The sequence below is a fragment of the Collinsella sp. AM40-7AC genome (genome assembly GCF_003468125.1).
GTDB lineage: Bacteria > Actinomycetota > Coriobacteriia > Coriobacteriales > Coriobacteriaceae > Collinsella > Collinsella aerofaciens_O.
In genome coordinates this window covers 265315-281462 of the sequence record NZ_QSGK01000002.1, presented here as the reverse complement: position 1 = coordinate 281462, position 16148 = coordinate 265315, and the positions used below count along the sequence as shown (strand labels likewise).

Genomic DNA, 16148 nt, shown 5'->3' with positions numbered 1-16148 from the left:
CGTTCAATTTCAAAGGCGCGACCAGAAGGTCAGCGCCTTTTCATTTCACGGCACCTTGGCTCAAATGACGGGCGCTCGCTGACGTTGCCAAAACGTCGGCGTCGTCGTGTTTGTTAAGGGGTTGGTGCATTGGGGCCAGGTTCATATGCACCAAGTTGGTGCATATGAACCTGGCCTCTTTGCACTAATGGGTTGTAGCGGAAAAGCAGATTTTCCCGTCTGCCGATTTGTGCCTTGAAAAATGTATATAACGACTATAACGTAGTGTGAAACATATTGGAAACAATACCGAGGAGGCTGCGTTGAAGAAAAGCAATCTGGGCTATGTGCTGGTGCTGATCGCCGCGCTTATGTGGGGCAGCATCGGAATCTTTGTAAACGGCATCTCGGCCATGGGCGTTACGTCCCAGAGTATGGCTGCCTTTCGCTTGTTGTCGGGTGCCGTCTTAATGGCTCCGGTCTTGGCATTCATGGGTTGCCAGGGAGGTGCTCGTGAGGGAAAGGCATCGGGTCCCCTGGCACTGTTCAAGGCAAGTCCTAAAGAGCTTGTTCCTTGTGCGCTTCTTGGCATTATCGGCCTCGCCACCGCTAACACGCTTTATTACGAGTGCATGGGCGAGGTGGGCATGTCCACGGCCTCGGTGCTGCTCTACACCTCGCCGGTGTTTGGCGTCATGCTCGGCCGCGTACTTTATCGCGAGGATGTGACTCCCAACAAGCTCGTTGCCATCGCTTTTAACATCGGTGGCTGTGTGCTTGCAGTGACCGATGGCGACCTTTCCGGTTTTCATTTTTCGGTTTGGGGCGTCACGTCGGGCGTGATTGCGGGCTTTTGTGGCGCGTCGCTCGCGGTGTTTAGCCGGATAGCAACCAAGACGGTCCACCCGCTGGCTGTCACGTTTTGGGGCCTTGTTTTTGGCGGTGCGGTTATGGCAGCTATCGCGGCTCCGTGGCCGGATGTCGCCGCGGCAATGTCGCCACAGCTGCTGCTGCTGTTCCTTGGCTTTGGACTCATCCCCACAGCTGTGGCTTACATCTTATATATGCAGGGTCTGTCCATGGGGCTCGAGACGTCGAAAGTTCCCGTCGTAATGTCATTCGAGACAGTCGTCACCGTACTGCTGGGCATTGGTGTCTACGCCGAGCCCGCCGGCGCGATCAAAGTTCTGGGCATCGTTTTGGTGCTCGCGTCCATCGTGATTATGAACACCGACTTTTCCAAGCTGCGCAACAGTGTGTTTGTCGGTCATGTCGTTGAGAGCATGACCTTTAAGCCCAACGCGTGGTGGACGGAGAAATCGCAGGACATGGATCTCTTCCGCGAGCGCACGGGCATTGCGCTGGAGCCCACCGTGCAGGAAAGCCCCTGGTACTTCGTGCGATAGGGGGTTGCGCGCGGCGTCCGACCTGGGGTTATCCAGCCAGCGCCGGCCTACCCAAGACCATCGTTTCGATTGCGTTAAACCCGCCAACGGTCGTTTTTCACCCGCGAACGGTTTATATACTAATTATCAATATCCGCAACGTATAAGACGTTATAATGACCATAACGAAAAGGAGGAGGCAAGATGAATCAGATCATTCTCGCATCTCATGGCGGCCTGGCCGCAGGCGCCAAAGACACGCTCGAGATGGTTCTCGGCGACGTGTCGAACGTCCACGTCGTGTCGCTTGCTCGTGACGACAAGGAGCCCATCACCAATAAGGTGGACGCCATGATCGCCACGTTCAACGCGGACGACACCGTCTATGTGTTGACCGATATGCTCGGCAGCTCGGTCAACAACAACATGGTCGAGCTTTCCAAGAACGGCACGAAGTTCACGGTTGTCAGCGGTTTCAACATCCCGCTGGCACTGACGCTCGCTATGAGCCCCGCCCCCATCAAGGGTGCCGAGCTCGCGGCCCTCATCAACGAGGCCCGCACCGGTCTGACCAACCCCAACGCACCGGTCGAGGTCGCCGCGGCTCCCGCCAAGAAGGCCAAGGCACCCCGTCACAGCTCCGGCCCCGCCAAGATCGTCCTCGCGCGTCTTGACTACCGTCTGCTGCACGGCCAGGTCGTCTTTACCTGGACCACCAAGGTCCAGGCCGAGCGCATCATCGTCGTCGACAACGCTGCCGCCAACGATGACATCAAGAAGGGCGCTCTCAAGCTTGCCAAGCCCCAGGGCGTGCGCCTGAACGTCTTTACCGTCGAGCGTGCCCTCGCCAAGATGGACAAGCTCAACACCCTCGGCGAGCGCGTCATGTTCGTCTTTGGCAACACGGCCGAGATGCTGCAGTTCTGCCAGGGCTACAAGCTCGACGCCATCAACCTGGGCGCCACCGCCAACCACGACGGTGCCGATCAGATCGGCGGCAAGGACAGCTCCGTCTTCCTCGACGCCACCCAGAAGGCCGACGTCAACCAGCTGCTCGACATGGGCATCAAGCTCTACGTCCAGCAGACCCCTACGTATCAGAGCGTCGACATCGACGCCAAGCTGTAATCAACCAGGCTTTTGCCTGACTGAAAGGAGAAGGGTATGAATACGTTCATCAGTGCGGTGCTCGTCGGCCTCGTCGGCGTGTTCTGCATGTGGGACTCCCGCCTGCTCGGTCGTCTTAACTTCGAGCAGCCCCTCGTTGGCGCTACGCTCGTCGGTCTGCTGCTGGGCGATGTGCCCACCGGCCTTGCCGTCGGTGCCGCCGTCGAGCTCGTGTCCATGGGCCTGGTGCAGGTCGGCGCCGCCGTTCCGCCCGATATGGTCCTGGGCGGCATCGTGGCAGCTGCCTTCGCGTGCCTGACCGATGCTTCTGCTGAGACCGCCATGACGATCGCCATCCCGGTCGCCGTCCTGGGTCAGCTCCTCGGCATCGTGTTCCGTTCCATCATCGCCGCCCTCACCCATGTGGCCGATAGCGCGATCGATAACGGTAACTTCAAGACCGCCTACCGTATGCACATCTGCGCCGGCTCCGGTCTGTACGCCATCATGTACTTCCTGCCGATCTTCCTGGCCGTCTTTGTTGGCACCGACCTGGTTCAGGCCATCGTCAACATGGTTCCCGAGTGGCTGTCCGTTGGTCTGAACGTTTCGACCAAGATCATGACCGCCTACGGTCTGGCTCTGCTGCTCACCATGATGATCAAGAAGGGTATGACCCCGTTCCTGTTCATCGGTTTCCTGCTCGCCGCCTACCTCAACCTGTCCGTCATCGCGGTCGCTCTGATCGGTGTGTGCCTGGCTATCGTCTTCATGGGCTTCAAGTTCAATGGCTCCCATGCAACCGCCGGTGTCGATTCCGACTACGATCCGCTCGAAGACGACGAAGACTAAGGAGGAACACACTATGGCAACCGCAACCAAGGACGTGTCCCTGAACAAGAAGGTCAGCCAGTTCTTCTGGCGCTCCTGGGCCATCCAGGCCTCTTGGAACTACGAGCGTCAGATGAACATGGGCTTCCTCTACGGCATGGTTCCTACGCTCGACCGCCTCTATCCGGACGAGTCCGACCCCAAGCAGCTCGCTGCTAAGAAAGAGGCTTACCACCGTCACATGGCGTTCTACAACTGCACCCCGCAGACGAGCGCTTTTGTCCTAGGTCTCGCCGCCTCCATGGAGGAGGAGTACGCCAAGGATCCCGAGAACTTCGATCCCGATTCGATCAACGCGGTCAAGACCTCCCTCATGGGTCCGCTTTCCGGCATCGGTGACTCCCTCTTCCAGGGCACCATCCGCGTTATCGCCTTTGGCCTGGGCGTTCAGCTGGCTCAGCAGGGCTCCATCATGGGCCCGATCCTGGCCATGCTCATCTCCATCGTCCCCTCTGTGCTGATCACTTGGTTCGCAGCCAAGATGGGCTATCAGGGCGGCCACGAGTACCTGAGCAAGCTTCAGGGCGGCGACCTCATGGAAAAGCTCATGTATGTCTGCGGCATCGTAGGTCTTATGTCCGTGGGCGGCATGATCGCTACGCTGATCGGCGCCACCACCCCGCTGCAGTTCGCTGAGGGCACCGTCGTTATCCAGGACATCCTGGACGGTATGATGCCCCAGATGATCTCCCTTGGCCTCACTGGCCTTATGTACTGGCTCATCAAGAAGAACGTCAACACCGGTTGGCTTCTCGTGATCGCCATCGTGGGCGGCATCGCCCTCTCCGCGGCCGGCATCCTGGCCTAGTCGCGACCAAGCGCCTAACCGCTTTCCCCCGGGGGCCTGCCTGGCATCCCATACCCCAGGCAGGCTTCCATCCCTAGATGTGTCAAAGGGACAGTTCCTTTGACACATCCTCAACGGGCCGGCGACTCGGTCCAAACCACGGTAACCCTGCGAGCGCCCGGCAATGTGGCGCCGCAAAAAATCGAAAGGAATGTGTCAGATGTACGAGATCGACCTTAACCTCCCTAAGCAGATCGTCGCTGACGTCCTGTCCAACCACGAGATCCACAGCGTCGCCTTCGTCGGCTGCGGTGCTTCCATGTCCGACCTTTACCCTGCCAAGTACTTCCTGGCCAACAACACGGACAAGCTGAACGTTCAGATTTTCACCGCTAACGAGTTCAACTACGACACGCCTTCCTGGGTCAACGAGCACACCTTCGTGATCACCTGCTCCCTCGGTGGCTCCACGCCCGAGACCGTCGAGGCCAACAAGACCGCCAAGAAGCACAACTGCCCGGTCGTCTCCCTCACCAACAAGGCCGGCTCCGCTCTGACCGTCGACGCCGACCACGTCATCGTTCACGGCTTCCATGCCAACTACGCTGCCAAGTGCGAGAAGCCTGGCTACGCCATCGCTCTTGCTCTCGAGATCCTTCAGCAGACCGAGGGCTATGACCACTACGAGGACATGATCACCGGCCTCACCAACGTCTTCGAGCTCTGCGAGAACGCCGCTCAGTCCGCCAAGGGCCTCGCCAAGCAGTTCGCCCAGGACTTCAAGGACGACAAGATGATCTACTTCATGGCCTCTGGTGCCTCCGAGAAGATGGCTTATTCTCACGCCGCCTTCCTGTTCACCGAGATGCAGTGGATCGACGCCGCCGCCTACAACACCGGCGAGTACTTCCACGGCCCGTTCGAGGTTTCCACCGAGGGTAAGCCCTACGTCTTCTTCATGTCCGATGGTGCCACCCGTCCGATGGACGCCCGCGCCCTCACCTTCCTTAAGCGCATGGGCGCCAAGGTCGCTCTGATCGACTCCAAGGACTACGGTCTGGCCGACGCCGTGCCGGCAAGCGTCGTCACCTACTTCAACCCGCTGCTGCACCTCGCCGTTATGCGCGAGTACGGCAACCAGATCGCCGAGGCCCGTCAGCACCCGCTGACCATGCGTCGCTACATGTGGAAGCTTTCCTACTAATCACAAGTAAGTAGACCTTACGGGTTGATTGAGAGGGGATGGGGTTTTGCCCCGTCCCCTTTTTTGCTTTGGGGAGGGCGTGTCTGTCGCGTCGCAAAACACCAGATAAAACCTACCAAAATAAACCTGTCCCTTTTCGGCAGGTGGGAGGAGATGCGTATGATTAAGGCAGTGCTGTTTGACATGGACGGCGTGCTGGTCGATACCGAGTGGTTCTACAACCGCCGTCGCGTGGCGTTTATGGAAGAGAAGGGGTTCCATTTTGACGAGATCCCCGATCTTTCGGGGTCTAACGAGCCTGCCATTTGGAAGTCGCTGGTGCCCGACGATATTGAGCTGCGCGAGCGTCTGCGCGTGGAGTACAAGCAGGTCTACAGCCCGGTTCACCCCGTTCCGTATGCCGAGCTGCTCAACGAGCAGACGGAGCCGGTGATGCGCGAGCTGCACGAGCGCGGCGTGAAGTGCGCCATCGCAAGCTCGTCCTATCGTGAGCTCATTGACGAGCTGGTTGAGATTGCCGGTATCGCCGACGTGCTGGACTACACCATCAGCGGTCACGAGTGCAGTGCGTTTAAGCCCGACCCCGAGATCTACCTGCGTGCCATGAAGGCGCTGGGAGTTGACCCCGCCGAGTGCCTGGTTATCGAGGACTCGCCTTTGGGTATCGAGGCCGGCAAGCGCTCCGGCGCCCGCGTCCTGGCACTGCGTCCGCATGAGGGCGTCAACCTGGACCAGTCCGCCGCCGACGTCGTCATCGACAACCTGAGCGACATTTTGGCCGCTCTGTAGTGTCAATCCACCGCGAGAAGCACTGGTTCACGCGTCATTTGCTGCGGATTGGCTTAATTTGTCATCTATTTGGATCCGTTTGGCTTCGATTCGGACTAAGTGAGTAGACTTTTTGGTGCAGGACGAGCACAAAGCGCATCTGCTCTAGTAAAACCGCAGGTCACAGGGGTGGCGGTTTTGGGTGTGCTCTGCAGATCGCGTAAAGTCTACTCACTTGTAATTTGGGCCTTTGGTCGTGGGGTTGCTGGTCCCGCTTTGGTTGTCGAGAGAGGGTGAATTGAAGCGCCCCCGCATGCTCCATGCTACAATCGCGGCCACGCCCCACAACTACATCTGCCTTCGAAAGGAGCCTACGTGGCGAACGCCATCGATCAGCTCACGGACCGCGTGCTCGTGCTCGGCCGCCTCACCATCGTTCGCCGCGCCATTACTGCCGTGGCGGTCACCATTTCTGCCGTTCTCCAGACATTCCTGATCCAGGCGTTCATTCAACCCGCCGACCTGCTTCCGAGCGGCCTTACCGGCGTCGCGGTCCTGCTCGATCGCGTTACCTCGCTCGGTGGCGTTCACATCGACATCTCGCTCGGTATGCTCGCGCTCAACATCCCCGTGGCGCTCCTATGCTGGAGCGGCATTAGCAAGCGTTTCGTCATCTTCTCGATGACGCAGGTCGTGCTCTCGTCGCTGTTCCTCAACGTCTTTCACTTCGCGCCGTTTTTGGGCGACAAGATCATGCTAATCATTTTTGGCGGCGTGGTCTCGGGTCTGGGCGCTGCCATCGCGCTTAAGTCCGGCGCATCTACCGGCGGCACCGACTTTATCGCGCTGTGGGTCTCCAACCACACGGGTAAGACCATCTGGGGTGTCATCTTTGGTTTCAACTGCTTTATCCTGGCGATCTTTGGCTTTATGTTTGGCTGGGATAACGCGGCGTACTCCATAGTGTTCCAGTTTATTTCGACCAAGACCATCGACAGCTTCTATCATCGCTACGACCGTGTGACGCTGCAGATCACAACGCGCAAGGCAGACGAGGTCATGACCGCCTATGTTGACCATTTTCAGCATGGTATTAGCTGCGCCGAGGTCATCGGCGGATACAGCCGTGAAAAGATGTACCTGCTGCACACCGTTGTCTCGACCTACGAGAGCCAGGACATTATCAAGCTAGTGTGCGACATTGATCCCGGTGCCGTGATCAACGTGTTCCACACGCTCAGCTTTGTGGGCGGCTGGTGGGGTGGTCATGTCGACGAGCCCATGCCCACGGCCGTTCCCGATCCCGACAAGCCCGCACGCATGGCCAGCAGGCAGGCGCGCCTCAGCGAGCAGGACAGTCTGCAACAGGACGACGGCAAGTAAGGTTTTGCTGTATGTGGTGTATCGTTTTATCCAACTGAGGTAACATATAAAAAGACGTTATATACGTATTAGTTATTTTAATATTTCGATAAGAGTGATTAGATATGCCTGCGCCCAAAAATGCACCGCTTTACCAGCAGATTTACGACGAAATCAAGGATGCGATCGAGAAAGGTGTTTATGCACCCAAGGAGCGTATTCCGTCCGAGCTCGAGCTAGCCGAGCAGTACGAGGTGAGCCGAATTACGGTGCGCCGCGCCGTCGAGGAGTTGTGCTCCGATGGCTACCTGGTTAAGCAGCAGGGCCGCGGCACCTTTGTTTCCACGCCGCACATCAATCGCCAGTTTCACGCCTCGACGCTGCAGACGTTTACCGCGCTGTGTGCCGACAACGGCATGAAGGCGGGCGCACATGTGATCGATCGTCAGATTGTTCCGGCGCGCCAAAACGAGATGGAGTTCTTTGGCCTGCAGAAGGATGCGCTGCTGCTGCATATCAAGCGCGTGCGTACGGCCGACGGTGAGCCCATCTTTGAGGAGAACATCTTTGTGCCGTTTGACGCCTACCGTGAGCTGTTGACGGCCGATCTTGAGGACAAGTCGATTTTTGCCGAGGTCGAGCGTGTTGGCGGAACGCCGATTGTCTCGGTTGGCTACCGCACGGTCGAGGCCGTTCGCGCCAATGCCGAGCAGGCGGCTGAGCTGGGCATTGCTCCGCACGATCCGCTGCTCAACCTGCGTGCCGGCTTTATCGGCCCCAATGGCGAGCCGGTCCTGATGGGTAAGCAGTACTACGTGGGCAGCCGCTACGTCATGGTTATGTAGCCCTAGTTGCGCGGTTTTCCAAACCGCGCAACGGCTCGACGCTGCAAGCCCGCCAGAACGGCAATCTGCCTTTCAACTTTGGCGGCATGACCAGAAGGTCAATGCCGCCTTGTTTCAAGGCACCTTGCTCGCTCTGGCGGGCTTTCGCTGTCCGCGCCAAAACATCGACTACCCCCAGAATGAGCGTGGATAATCTCCCGTTTTTGGTTTGGTGACGGGCCCAAAGTGGGAGATTATCCACGCTCATCCGGAAAGTGTCTAAAAATCCACGCTCGTCCCCTTCGGATTGCGTAGCCCATCGCTGGTGGCCGTGCGGCACCGGTCCGCGTGGCGGCGTATAATCGGCGGCAGATGACTTGGACGTTAGGAAACCATGACCGATAGCATGCAGCAGATGGCGCTCGACACGCTCGGCGCCTATTTTGGCTACACCTCGTTTCGCCCGGGACAGGACCGCATGGTCGATGCGATCCTTGCCGGTCGCGATGCGCTGGGTGTTATGCCCACAGGCGCCGGCAAGTCCATTTGCTACCAGGTGCCCGCGCTCATGCTGCCCGGCATCACCTTTGTGGTGAGTCCGCTGCTGTCGCTTATGGAGGATCAGACCCGCGCATTGCTCGCGGCGGGTGCGCGGCCCAGCTATCTCAACTCCAGCCTTACTCCGGCCCAGCAAAACACCGTGCTCAAGCGGGCGCGCGAGGGCCGCTACCAGCTTATGTACGTGGCGCCCGAGCGCCTGCTCGAGCCGCGCTTTTTAGCCTTTGCGCAGGAGGCCGCGGCGGACGGCGGCATCGGCGTGCCGCTCGTGGCCATTGACGAGGCCCACTGCGTGAGCCAATGGGGCCAGGATTTTCGCCCCGCTTACCTGCAGATTCGCGAGTTTATCGATTCGCTGCCGCAGCGCCCCATCGTGGCTGCCTTTACCGCTACGGCGACCGAGCGCGTGCGTGCGGACATTCAGCAGATGCTCGGCTTGCAAAACCCCGCGACGGTGGTGACGGGCTTCGATCGCAAGAACCTCTACTTTGGTTGCGAGGAGATGGGCGACAAGGCCAAGACTGCCTGGGTGCGCGACTACGTGATCGCGCATTCGAGCGAGAGCGGCATCGTGTATTGCTCCACCCGCAAGACGGTCGATGCGCTGGCAGGCGAGCTTGCCGAGGCGCTGGGACCCAGCGGCATTCGCGTTGGCCGCTACCATGCCGGCATGGGTAACGACGCCCGCCGCCAAAGCCAGCGTGCCTTTATCGACGACGATATCCAGGTGATGGTTGCCACCAACGCCTTTGGCATGGGCATCGACAAGCCCAACGTGCGCTACGTGATTCACAACAACGTGCCCGAGAGCATCGAGGCATACTACCAAGAGGCGGGTCGAGCCGGCCGCGATGGCGACCCGGCCAGCTGCCATCTGCTGTGGAACGGTAACGATTTTCGCATGCGTCGCTTTTTGATCGACCGCGGCGATGCTGCCGATGAGGCGCTCGACGACGAGCAGCGCGCGTGGGCGCTCCAGAATCGATATCGCCTGCTCAGCCAGATGGAGGGCTACTGCAATACCACCGGCTGCCTGCGCGAATACATGCTGCGCTACTTTGGCGACGAGGCCGCGGCCGAGCATGCTGCCGCGGCTGGTGCGGGCAGCACCGCCACGGACGACGCCGAGGGCTGCGGCAACTGCAGCAACTGCCTCACGAAGTTCGAGGTCGAGGACGTCACCGATATGGCCCGCGCCGCCGTGCGCTATGTGGCCACGCGTCCCATGCGCTTTGGCAAATCGCTGGTCGCCGATGTGCTCCACGGCGGCAACACCGAGCGCATTCGCCAGATGCATCTGGACGAGGACCGCGGCTACGGTGAGCTGTCGAGCGAATCGGTCGGGCGCATCAAGGATATCATCGGCCAGCTGTGCGGCCGCGGTTATTTGGCCACCTCGCAGGGGCAGTACCCGGTCGTGGGGCTGGGCCCGCGTGCCGGCGAGGTCGAGAACGAGGCGTTCGCCTTTACCGTTAAGCGTCGCGCGTCCAAGCGCAAGGCCTCGGCCCGCGCCCGCCGTGCGGTGGATCTGCTGCGCGAGGAGGCCGAGCTGGATCAGCGCCCGCGCGTGGGCGACGATGCCGAGCTGTTCGAGCGCCTGCGCGCCCTGCGCAAGGAAATCTCGACCGAGCTCGAGATGGCGCCGTATATGGTCTTCTCCGACAAGGCCCTGCGCGGCCTGTGCCGCCTGCGCCCGCAGACGCGCGACGAGCTTATCCAGGTCAACGGCATCGGCGAGAAAAAGGCCGACGCCTTTGGCGAGCAGTTTATGGCGGCGATTGAAGAGTTTGAGTCCGAGCATGCGCGGGATGGAGCGTAACGATGGCAACCGACGATAAAACCGACCGCGCTGGCGTATCCGCCGTACCACTGTACCAGCAGGTCATGGACGACCTGAAGGGCGAGATCGCGCGCGGCGTGTATGCGGCCGGCTCGCGCATTCCTTCCGAGATGGAGCTCGCGAAGTCTTACGGCGTGGGGCGCATCACCGTGCGCCGCGCCATCGAGGAGCTGTCGCGCGCGGGGTATCTCAACCGCCAACAGGGGAGGGGCACTTTTGTGTGCGCTCCCAAGCTCAAGCGCAAGATTCGCCAGAAGGGTGACGTTCAGAGCTTTTCCGAGGGTTGCGCTGCCAACGACATGGTTGCCGGAGCGCGCCTGGTGTCGCGCACGGTGGTCGCGGCGACGCGCGAGGACGCGGCGTTCTTTGGCGTGGAGCCCGGCTGCGAGCTCATCGTAGTCGAGCGCGTGCGCACGGCAGATGGCGTGCCCGTCATGCTCGAGAACAACTCTTTTGTGCTGGCCGACCATCCCTACCTGCAGACGCTTGCCGACGAGGACCTTGCCGATAACTCGATCTTTGCACTCGTTGCCGAGCATTCGGGCCGCGCGCCGCTCAAGTCCGACCCCTGCACCGTGGAGATTGCGCTGGCGGATGCCCAGGCGGCCCCGCTGCTGGAGGTGCCGGTCGGCGAGCCGCTCTTCTATATGGAGGCGTACTTTACCGATGCGGACGGGCGGCCCCTGCTGCTCGGGCGCCAAAAGATCGTGGGCTCGCGCTACGTGTTCGACATCTAACGTCCATAGATAGAACAACATAGAACAAATTTGCTGAAATGACTTCACGGGCACCTGCTTGCATGCTATAAATAGAACAACATAGAACGACTGCAGGTACGAGCTGCCGTCGTCCAAAGCCGCCACACAAGGAGGAGCGTCACCGTGAACGCACACGATCTGATTCAGGAAATCATCGAGCGCAAGGGCAAGGTCGAGAATGTCTTTTGGATCGCCTGCGGCGGTTCGATGATCGACCTCATGCCGGCTAACGAACTGCTCAAGCGCGAGGCCACCACGTTTACCTCGACGGTCTACACAGCGCGCGAGTTTTGCCTGATGGCCCCCAAGAGCCTAGGGCCGAAGTCACTCGTCATCGCCTGCAGCCACAGCGGCAATACGCAGGAGGTCGTCGACGGTTGCGAGATGGCGCTGGCAGCCGGCGCCGAGGTCGTGGCCATGACAGACTGCGAGGGCTCCAAGATTGATAACGGCAAGTGGACCACCTGGGTCTACCCTTGGGGCGAGGGCGTGTCGCAGGCCGAGGTGCCGCAGGGCATCGGCGCTCTGATCGCCGCCGAACTGCTCCACCAGCAGGAGGGTTACGAGGCGCTCGCCGATATGTACGCCGGCCTTAAGCAGATGGATGCGCTGTTGCCCGCTGCCCGCGAGAAGGTTAATGCCGAGCTGGGCGATCGCTTTGCCGAGCTCTGCCAGCAGCACGAGTTCTTCTACATCCTGGGATCCGGCCCCAACTTTAGCCAGACCTACGCCATGGCCATCTGCTCGCTCATGGAGATGCAGTGGCAGCACTGCTGCTACATCCACTCCGGCGAGTACTTCCACGGCCCGTTCGAAGCCACCGAGCCCGGCGTGTTCTACTTTGTACAGCTCGGATCGGGCGAGTGTCGCCCCATGGAGGAGCGGGCGCTCGCATTCCTCAACACGCATACCGATACGGTCATGGTGCTCGATGCGCTCGAGTACGGCGTGGGTGAGGTGCCCGCCAGCGTGCGTTCGTTCCTAGAGCCGATCTTCTTCTACGCGATGAGCCGCGAGCTGCGCGCCGCTCGCGGCAAGGTGTTCGACCACAGCCCCGAGGTTCGTCGCTACATGGGCATCGAGCAGTACTAAGTAGCTGGGAAAGCAATCTTTTACGACGGGGCCTTCACCAAACGAGGGTCCCGTTTGCGTCGCGGCACCCCGTCCCAGCTGTCTGATAACGAAGTCAAATACTTTCCCCAGAAGTGAACGACCTATTTTGGACCCCTGAAGCATCCGCACTTTTTGGCGCCAAAACCGCAGGAAAATCTCGATGAAACCGCAGGAAATAGCAGCTGAAAAGTGTCGATGCTTCGGGGGTCCGATTTTGCTCGCTCACTTTGCGGGAAAAGTATTAGACCTGAATCTGCGAGCGTGTCGCGTGAGCCAAAAAAGCGGGCCGTGCCGGGGATTTCCGGCACGGCCCGCCCTGCATTGCGTCCGTTATGAGCGAGTTGCCGCGTCAACCGGCGAACTACTTTGCGTCGTAGGCCTCGGCATCCCACCAGTCGAGCTGGGCGATGTTGTCGCGAATGTGCTGGCAGCTCTTGTGGAAGCCCTCGAGCTCGTGCTCGGAAAGGTCGAGCGTGTAGACCTCCTCGACGCCCTCGGCGCCGATCACGCACGGCAGGGAGGTGAAGATGCCCTCCTCGCCATACTGGCCGGTCATGAGCGTGGAGGCCGAAAGCACGGCATGCTCGTTGTGCAGCACGGCGGCGCAGACACGCGCAGCGGAGTTGGCGACGGCGTACTCGGTGCACTGCTTGCCCTGGTAGGTCACATAGCCGCCCTTGCGCGCGAGCTCCTCGACCTCCATGTGGTCAAAGGCGTACTTGTCGGGGTTTTCGGCCTGAAGCTCGTTGAGGCTCTTGCCGGCGATGGTTGCGGCCTTAAAGGCGGCCAGCTGGCTAAAGCCATGCTCGCCGATCATGTAGGCGTCGATGGACTTGGGGCTCACACCGACCTTCTTGGAGATCTCGGTGCGCAGGCGGGCGGAGTCCAGACCGCAGCCCGAGCCGATGATCTTCTTGGGATCGTAGCCGGTCAGGTGCCACAGCTCGGTGCACACGACGTCGCAGGGGTTGGAGATGCTCACGAAGATGCCGTCAAAGCCGGCGTCGACGATGCGCTTGGCAAAGGTGCGGGCGGCGTCGGTGGTAAAGAACAGCTCACCGTCGCGGTTGCCGGCGGCCAGCGCGACCTTGCCGGCAGCGTTGACGATGACGTCGCAGCAGGCCAGCTCCTCGTAGTGGTCGTAGCAGTTGACGATCTTGGTGTTGTACGGGACAAACGAAAGGGAGTCGCGCAGGTCCTGGACCTCGGATGTCACCTTGGTCTCGTTGATATCGCACAGGTACAGCTCATCGGCAATGCCCTGCATGAGCAGGCTGTTGGCGACATGTGCTCCTACGTGGCCCTGGCCGACCACACCGATCTTACGCGTCTGGTACATATATGTATCCTTTCGGCCGAGTTTCTCGCGTCGAACCATTGTAGCCTCCTGCCGTCACTTTGCTAGGCTAAAGCGAAGTAGATTTTTGGGACATGCTTTAATCTCTACTTTTGGAGTGATTTGGGCCGCTGGCGACATCGCCGGGCGATGTGCTCGCGCGGATGGGGCCGCTCGTTGTACCATAGCTGCAACTGACTCGTAAGGAGCATCCATGCCCATTCGCATCCCCGACGCCCTCCCTGCCGCCGCGCAGCTCGAGAGCGAGAACATCTTTGTCATGACCGAGTACCGCGCGCTGCACCAGGACATCCGTCCGCTGCGCGTGCTCATCCTCAACCTCATGCCCACCAAGATCGCCACCGAGACGCAGATCATGCGCAAACTCTCCAACACGCCGCTGCAGGTGGAGGTGGACCTGCTGCGCACCAAAACGCACGAGGCCACGCACGTGAGTGCCGGCCACCTGGAGACGTTCTACCGCACGTTCGACGACATCCGCGACATCCACTATGACGGCCTGATCATCACGGGCGCGCCGGTGGAGCAGATGCCGTTCGAGGAGGTCGACTACTGGCCCGAGCTCTGCCAGATCATGGATTGGTCCACCACGCACGTGCACTCTACGTTGCATATTTGTTGGGGCGCACAGGCGGGGCTCTACCATCACTACGGTATCCAGAAGCACGACCTGCCGGCAAAGGCGAGCGGCGTGTTCGAGCATTATCTGGTGAAGCCGCAAAGCCCGCTGGTCCGCGGCTTCGATGACCGTTTCTATGCCGTGCATTCGCGCAACACCGATGTGCGTCGCGAGGACGTGGAGGCCGAGCCGCAGCTTGAAGTCGTGGCCGTGTCCGACGAGGTAGGCCTGTACATTGTCAAGTCGACCGACAGCCGTCGCTTCTTTGTCTTTGGCCATCCCGAGTACGATACCGACACGTTGCGTCTGGAGTACGAGCGCGACGTTAAGCGCGGCCTCAACCCTCAGGTGCCGGCGCATTACTTCCCGAACGACGACCCCACCGCCGAGCCGCGTAACGTCTGGCGCAGCCAGGCTCAGCTGTTCTACACCAATTGGCTCAACTACTACGTCTACCAGACCACACCCTACGACCTGGCCCGCGCCGGCGAAGAGCACTAGGCCTGTCGGGAGGTGCGCCAGCCGTTAGGCGCTGATGATGTGGGGTAGCGGCAGGTCGTGGACATCGGTGGGAACGTGATCGACACGCTGCTCGTCAAAGGCGATACCGACGATTTGGCATGCGGGCGAGAGCATGGTCAGGTAGCGGTCGTAGCAGCCGCCGCCGTAGCCCAGGCGCGCGCCGGCGTGGTCGAAGGCTACGAGCGGCACGACGATCATGTTGAGAGCCTCGGCAGGCACAATGGGGAAGCGGACGCTGTCGATGTCCGTGGCCGCAAAGGTACGCGTGGGGTGGGCGATAAACGGGGCCGCGGCCGCGTCTCCAGCCGCGACTGCCCGCATGCACATGCGCTGGCCACAAGCTGCGGCGTCTGTTGCCGAGAGCATGCACGGATAGGCCACGCGCCAGCCGCGTTTGGCGGCAGCCGCGGCAAACGCGGCTGGGTCGACTTCGGAACCCATCGCGGCATAGACGGCAACGGTGTGCGGCGCCGCGGCATCCAAGCGGCCTAGCAGCTCAACCAGCCGCGCACAGATATCAGCAGACTTCGCCGCCCGCAAGTCCAAATCAAGAGCATCGCGCCGAGCAATCACCGCCCGCCGCAACTCAGCCTTGTCCATCCCGGCTTCCTCTCCCAAACCTGCCAAAAAGGGACAGGTTTATTTTGGCAGGTTTTATCTGGGCAAACGCGATAATGACAGCCCAAAACCACCACAAAGGCGCCTGTCCCCTTTGTGGTGGTTTGGGCCCATGCGTTAACGCTATAGCGCAGCAGCGATTGCTTCGGTCACAAACTTATTGAGTGACTCACCCTTCTTTGCCGCTGCCAGCGCTGCCTGCTTGTGGAGTTCGGAACCCGTTCTTACGTTGAACGAGCCTTTGAAAGCCCGTTCGGGTTCCTTGCCCTGCTCGGCGCAAAACTCAAGGTAATCGTCGACGGCGTCGTGGAAGCATTGCTCAACTCCGTCAGCCGTGGAGCCCTCAAATACGATTGCGTCCCTAATGCCGGCGACCATACCTGTTAGCACATGCTGTTCGGCATCGAACTCGACCGGGGCGAAATAACCCTTGTATGCCAAAACGTTACTCATGAC

General features: G+C 60.4%; 15 protein-coding genes. 12 read left to right on the top strand and 3 right to left on the bottom strand.

Going from position 1 to position 16148, the window contains the following annotated elements:
- The first annotated feature begins 302 nt into the window (after positions 1-302).
- From DW892_RS02975 to DW892_RS02920, 11 genes are all read left to right on the top strand, one after another.
- Positions 303-1385: a DMT family transporter gene (locus DW892_RS02975; RefSeq protein ID WP_117765554.1), complete on the top strand. Its 1083-nt coding sequence runs from the start codon at positions 303-305 to the stop codon at positions 1383-1385.
- A 183-nt stretch (positions 1386-1568) separates the two neighbouring features.
- Positions 1569-2492 (top strand): PTS mannose/fructose/sorbose transporter subunit IIAB, encoded by a 924-nt coding sequence (locus tag DW892_RS02970; RefSeq protein WP_117765552.1) that lies wholly within the window; start codon positions 1569-1571, stop codon positions 2490-2492.
- A gap of 36 nt (positions 2493-2528) precedes the next feature.
- Positions 2529-3323 (top strand): PTS sugar transporter subunit IIC, encoded by a 795-nt coding sequence (locus DW892_RS02965; RefSeq protein WP_117634395.1) that lies wholly within the window; start codon positions 2529-2531, stop codon positions 3321-3323.
- Between the two features lie 13 nt (positions 3324-3336).
- Positions 3337-4170 (top strand): PTS system mannose/fructose/sorbose family transporter subunit IID, encoded by an 834-nt coding sequence (locus tag DW892_RS02960; protein ID WP_117765550.1) that lies wholly within the window; start codon positions 3337-3339, stop codon positions 4168-4170.
- A gap of 199 nt (positions 4171-4369) precedes the next feature.
- Positions 4370-5353, top strand: a complete 984-nt coding sequence (locus DW892_RS02955) for an SIS domain-containing protein (RefSeq protein WP_233503150.1) — start codon at positions 4370-4372, stop codon at positions 5351-5353.
- 159 nt (positions 5354-5512) lie between these two features.
- Positions 5513-6142, top strand: coding sequence for an HAD family phosphatase (locus DW892_RS02950; protein WP_158565245.1), 630 nt, complete (start codon positions 5513-5515; stop codon positions 6140-6142).
- 354 nt (positions 6143-6496) lie between these two features.
- On the top strand, positions 6497-7504 hold the full coding sequence (locus DW892_RS02945) for a YitT family protein (RefSeq protein WP_117637429.1): 1008 nt from the start codon (positions 6497-6499) through the stop codon (positions 7502-7504).
- 104 nt (positions 7505-7608) lie between these two features.
- The gene (locus tag DW892_RS02940; RefSeq protein ID WP_117637428.1) at positions 7609-8328 is read left to right on the top strand and encodes a GntR family transcriptional regulator; all 720 of its coding nucleotides are present in this window, start codon (positions 7609-7611) and stop codon (positions 8326-8328) included.
- Between the two features lie 373 nt (positions 8329-8701).
- Positions 8702-10684, top strand: a complete 1983-nt coding sequence (locus DW892_RS02930; RefSeq protein WP_117637427.1) for an ATP-dependent DNA helicase RecQ — start codon at positions 8702-8704, stop codon at positions 10682-10684.
- 2 nt (positions 10685-10686) lie between these two features.
- Positions 10687-11442 carry a GntR family transcriptional regulator gene (locus tag DW892_RS02925; protein WP_117583848.1) on the top strand — a complete coding sequence of 252 codons (756 nt, stop codon included), beginning with the start codon at positions 10687-10689 and terminating at the stop codon, positions 11440-11442.
- 144 nt (positions 11443-11586) lie between these two features.
- Positions 11587-12555: an SIS domain-containing protein gene (locus DW892_RS02920; RefSeq protein WP_117583847.1), complete on the top strand. Its 969-nt coding sequence runs from the start codon at positions 11587-11589 to the stop codon at positions 12553-12555.
- A gap of 382 nt (positions 12556-12937) precedes the next feature.
- Here the strand turns inward: DW892_RS02920 and DW892_RS02915 are convergent, their stop codons facing one another.
- Positions 12938-13915: an L-lactate dehydrogenase gene (locus tag DW892_RS02915; protein WP_117765544.1), complete on the bottom strand. Its 978-nt coding sequence runs from the start codon at positions 13913-13915 to the stop codon at positions 12938-12940.
- Positions 13916-14126: 211 nt separating this feature from the next.
- Between DW892_RS02915 and metA the strand changes: the two genes are divergently transcribed.
- Positions 14127-15053, top strand: coding sequence for a homoserine O-succinyltransferase (gene metA / locus DW892_RS02910; protein WP_117765542.1), 927 nt, complete (start codon positions 14127-14129; stop codon positions 15051-15053).
- Between the two features lie 24 nt (positions 15054-15077).
- Here metA and DW892_RS02905 read toward each other — a convergent pair whose 3' ends face one another.
- Together DW892_RS02905 and DW892_RS02900 are read right to left on the bottom strand one after the other, a co-directional pair.
- Positions 15078-15674: a 5-formyltetrahydrofolate cyclo-ligase gene (locus DW892_RS02905; RefSeq protein WP_117765540.1), complete on the bottom strand. Its 597-nt coding sequence runs from the start codon at positions 15672-15674 to the stop codon at positions 15078-15080.
- 141 nt (positions 15675-15815) lie between these two features.
- Complete coding sequence (locus tag DW892_RS02900; protein WP_117765594.1) at positions 15816-16145, bottom strand: type II toxin-antitoxin system HicB family antitoxin; 330 nt, start codon at positions 16143-16145, stop codon at positions 15816-15818.
- Positions 16146-16148: the final 3 nt, after the last annotated feature.

Bases quoted from the DNA above. Each gene is read 5' to 3' on its own strand.
- metA (WP_117765542.1), top strand. From the start codon at position 14,127: ATGCCCATTCGCATCCCCGACGCCCTCCCTGCCGCCGCGCAGCTCGAG.
- DW892_RS02950 (WP_158565245.1), top strand. From the start codon at position 5,513: ATGATTAAGGCAGTGCTGTTTGACATGGACGGCGTGCTGGTCGATACC.
- DW892_RS02925 (WP_117583848.1), top strand. From the start codon at position 10,687: ATGGCAACCGACGATAAAACCGACCGCGCTGGCGTATCCGCCGTACCA.
- DW892_RS02900 (WP_117765594.1), bottom strand. From the start codon at position 16,145: ATGAGTAACGTTTTGGCATACAAGGGTTATTTCGCCCCGGTCGAGTTC.
- DW892_RS02970 (WP_117765552.1), top strand. From the start codon at position 1,569: ATGAATCAGATCATTCTCGCATCTCATGGCGGCCTGGCCGCAGGCGCC.
- DW892_RS02940 (WP_117637428.1), top strand. From the start codon at position 7,609: ATGCCTGCGCCCAAAAATGCACCGCTTTACCAGCAGATTTACGACGAA.
- DW892_RS02915 (WP_117765544.1), bottom strand. From the start codon at position 13,915: ATGTACCAGACGCGTAAGATCGGTGTGGTCGGCCAGGGCCACGTAGGA.
- DW892_RS02930 (WP_117637427.1), top strand. From the start codon at position 8,702: ATGACCGATAGCATGCAGCAGATGGCGCTCGACACGCTCGGCGCCTAT.
- DW892_RS02960 (WP_117765550.1), top strand. From the start codon at position 3,337: ATGGCAACCGCAACCAAGGACGTGTCCCTGAACAAGAAGGTCAGCCAG.
- DW892_RS02965 (WP_117634395.1), top strand. From the start codon at position 2,529: ATGAATACGTTCATCAGTGCGGTGCTCGTCGGCCTCGTCGGCGTGTTC.
- DW892_RS02955 (WP_233503150.1), top strand. From the start codon at position 4,370: ATGTACGAGATCGACCTTAACCTCCCTAAGCAGATCGTCGCTGACGTC.
- DW892_RS02905 (WP_117765540.1), bottom strand. From the start codon at position 15,674: ATGGACAAGGCTGAGTTGCGGCGGGCGGTGATTGCTCGGCGCGATGCT.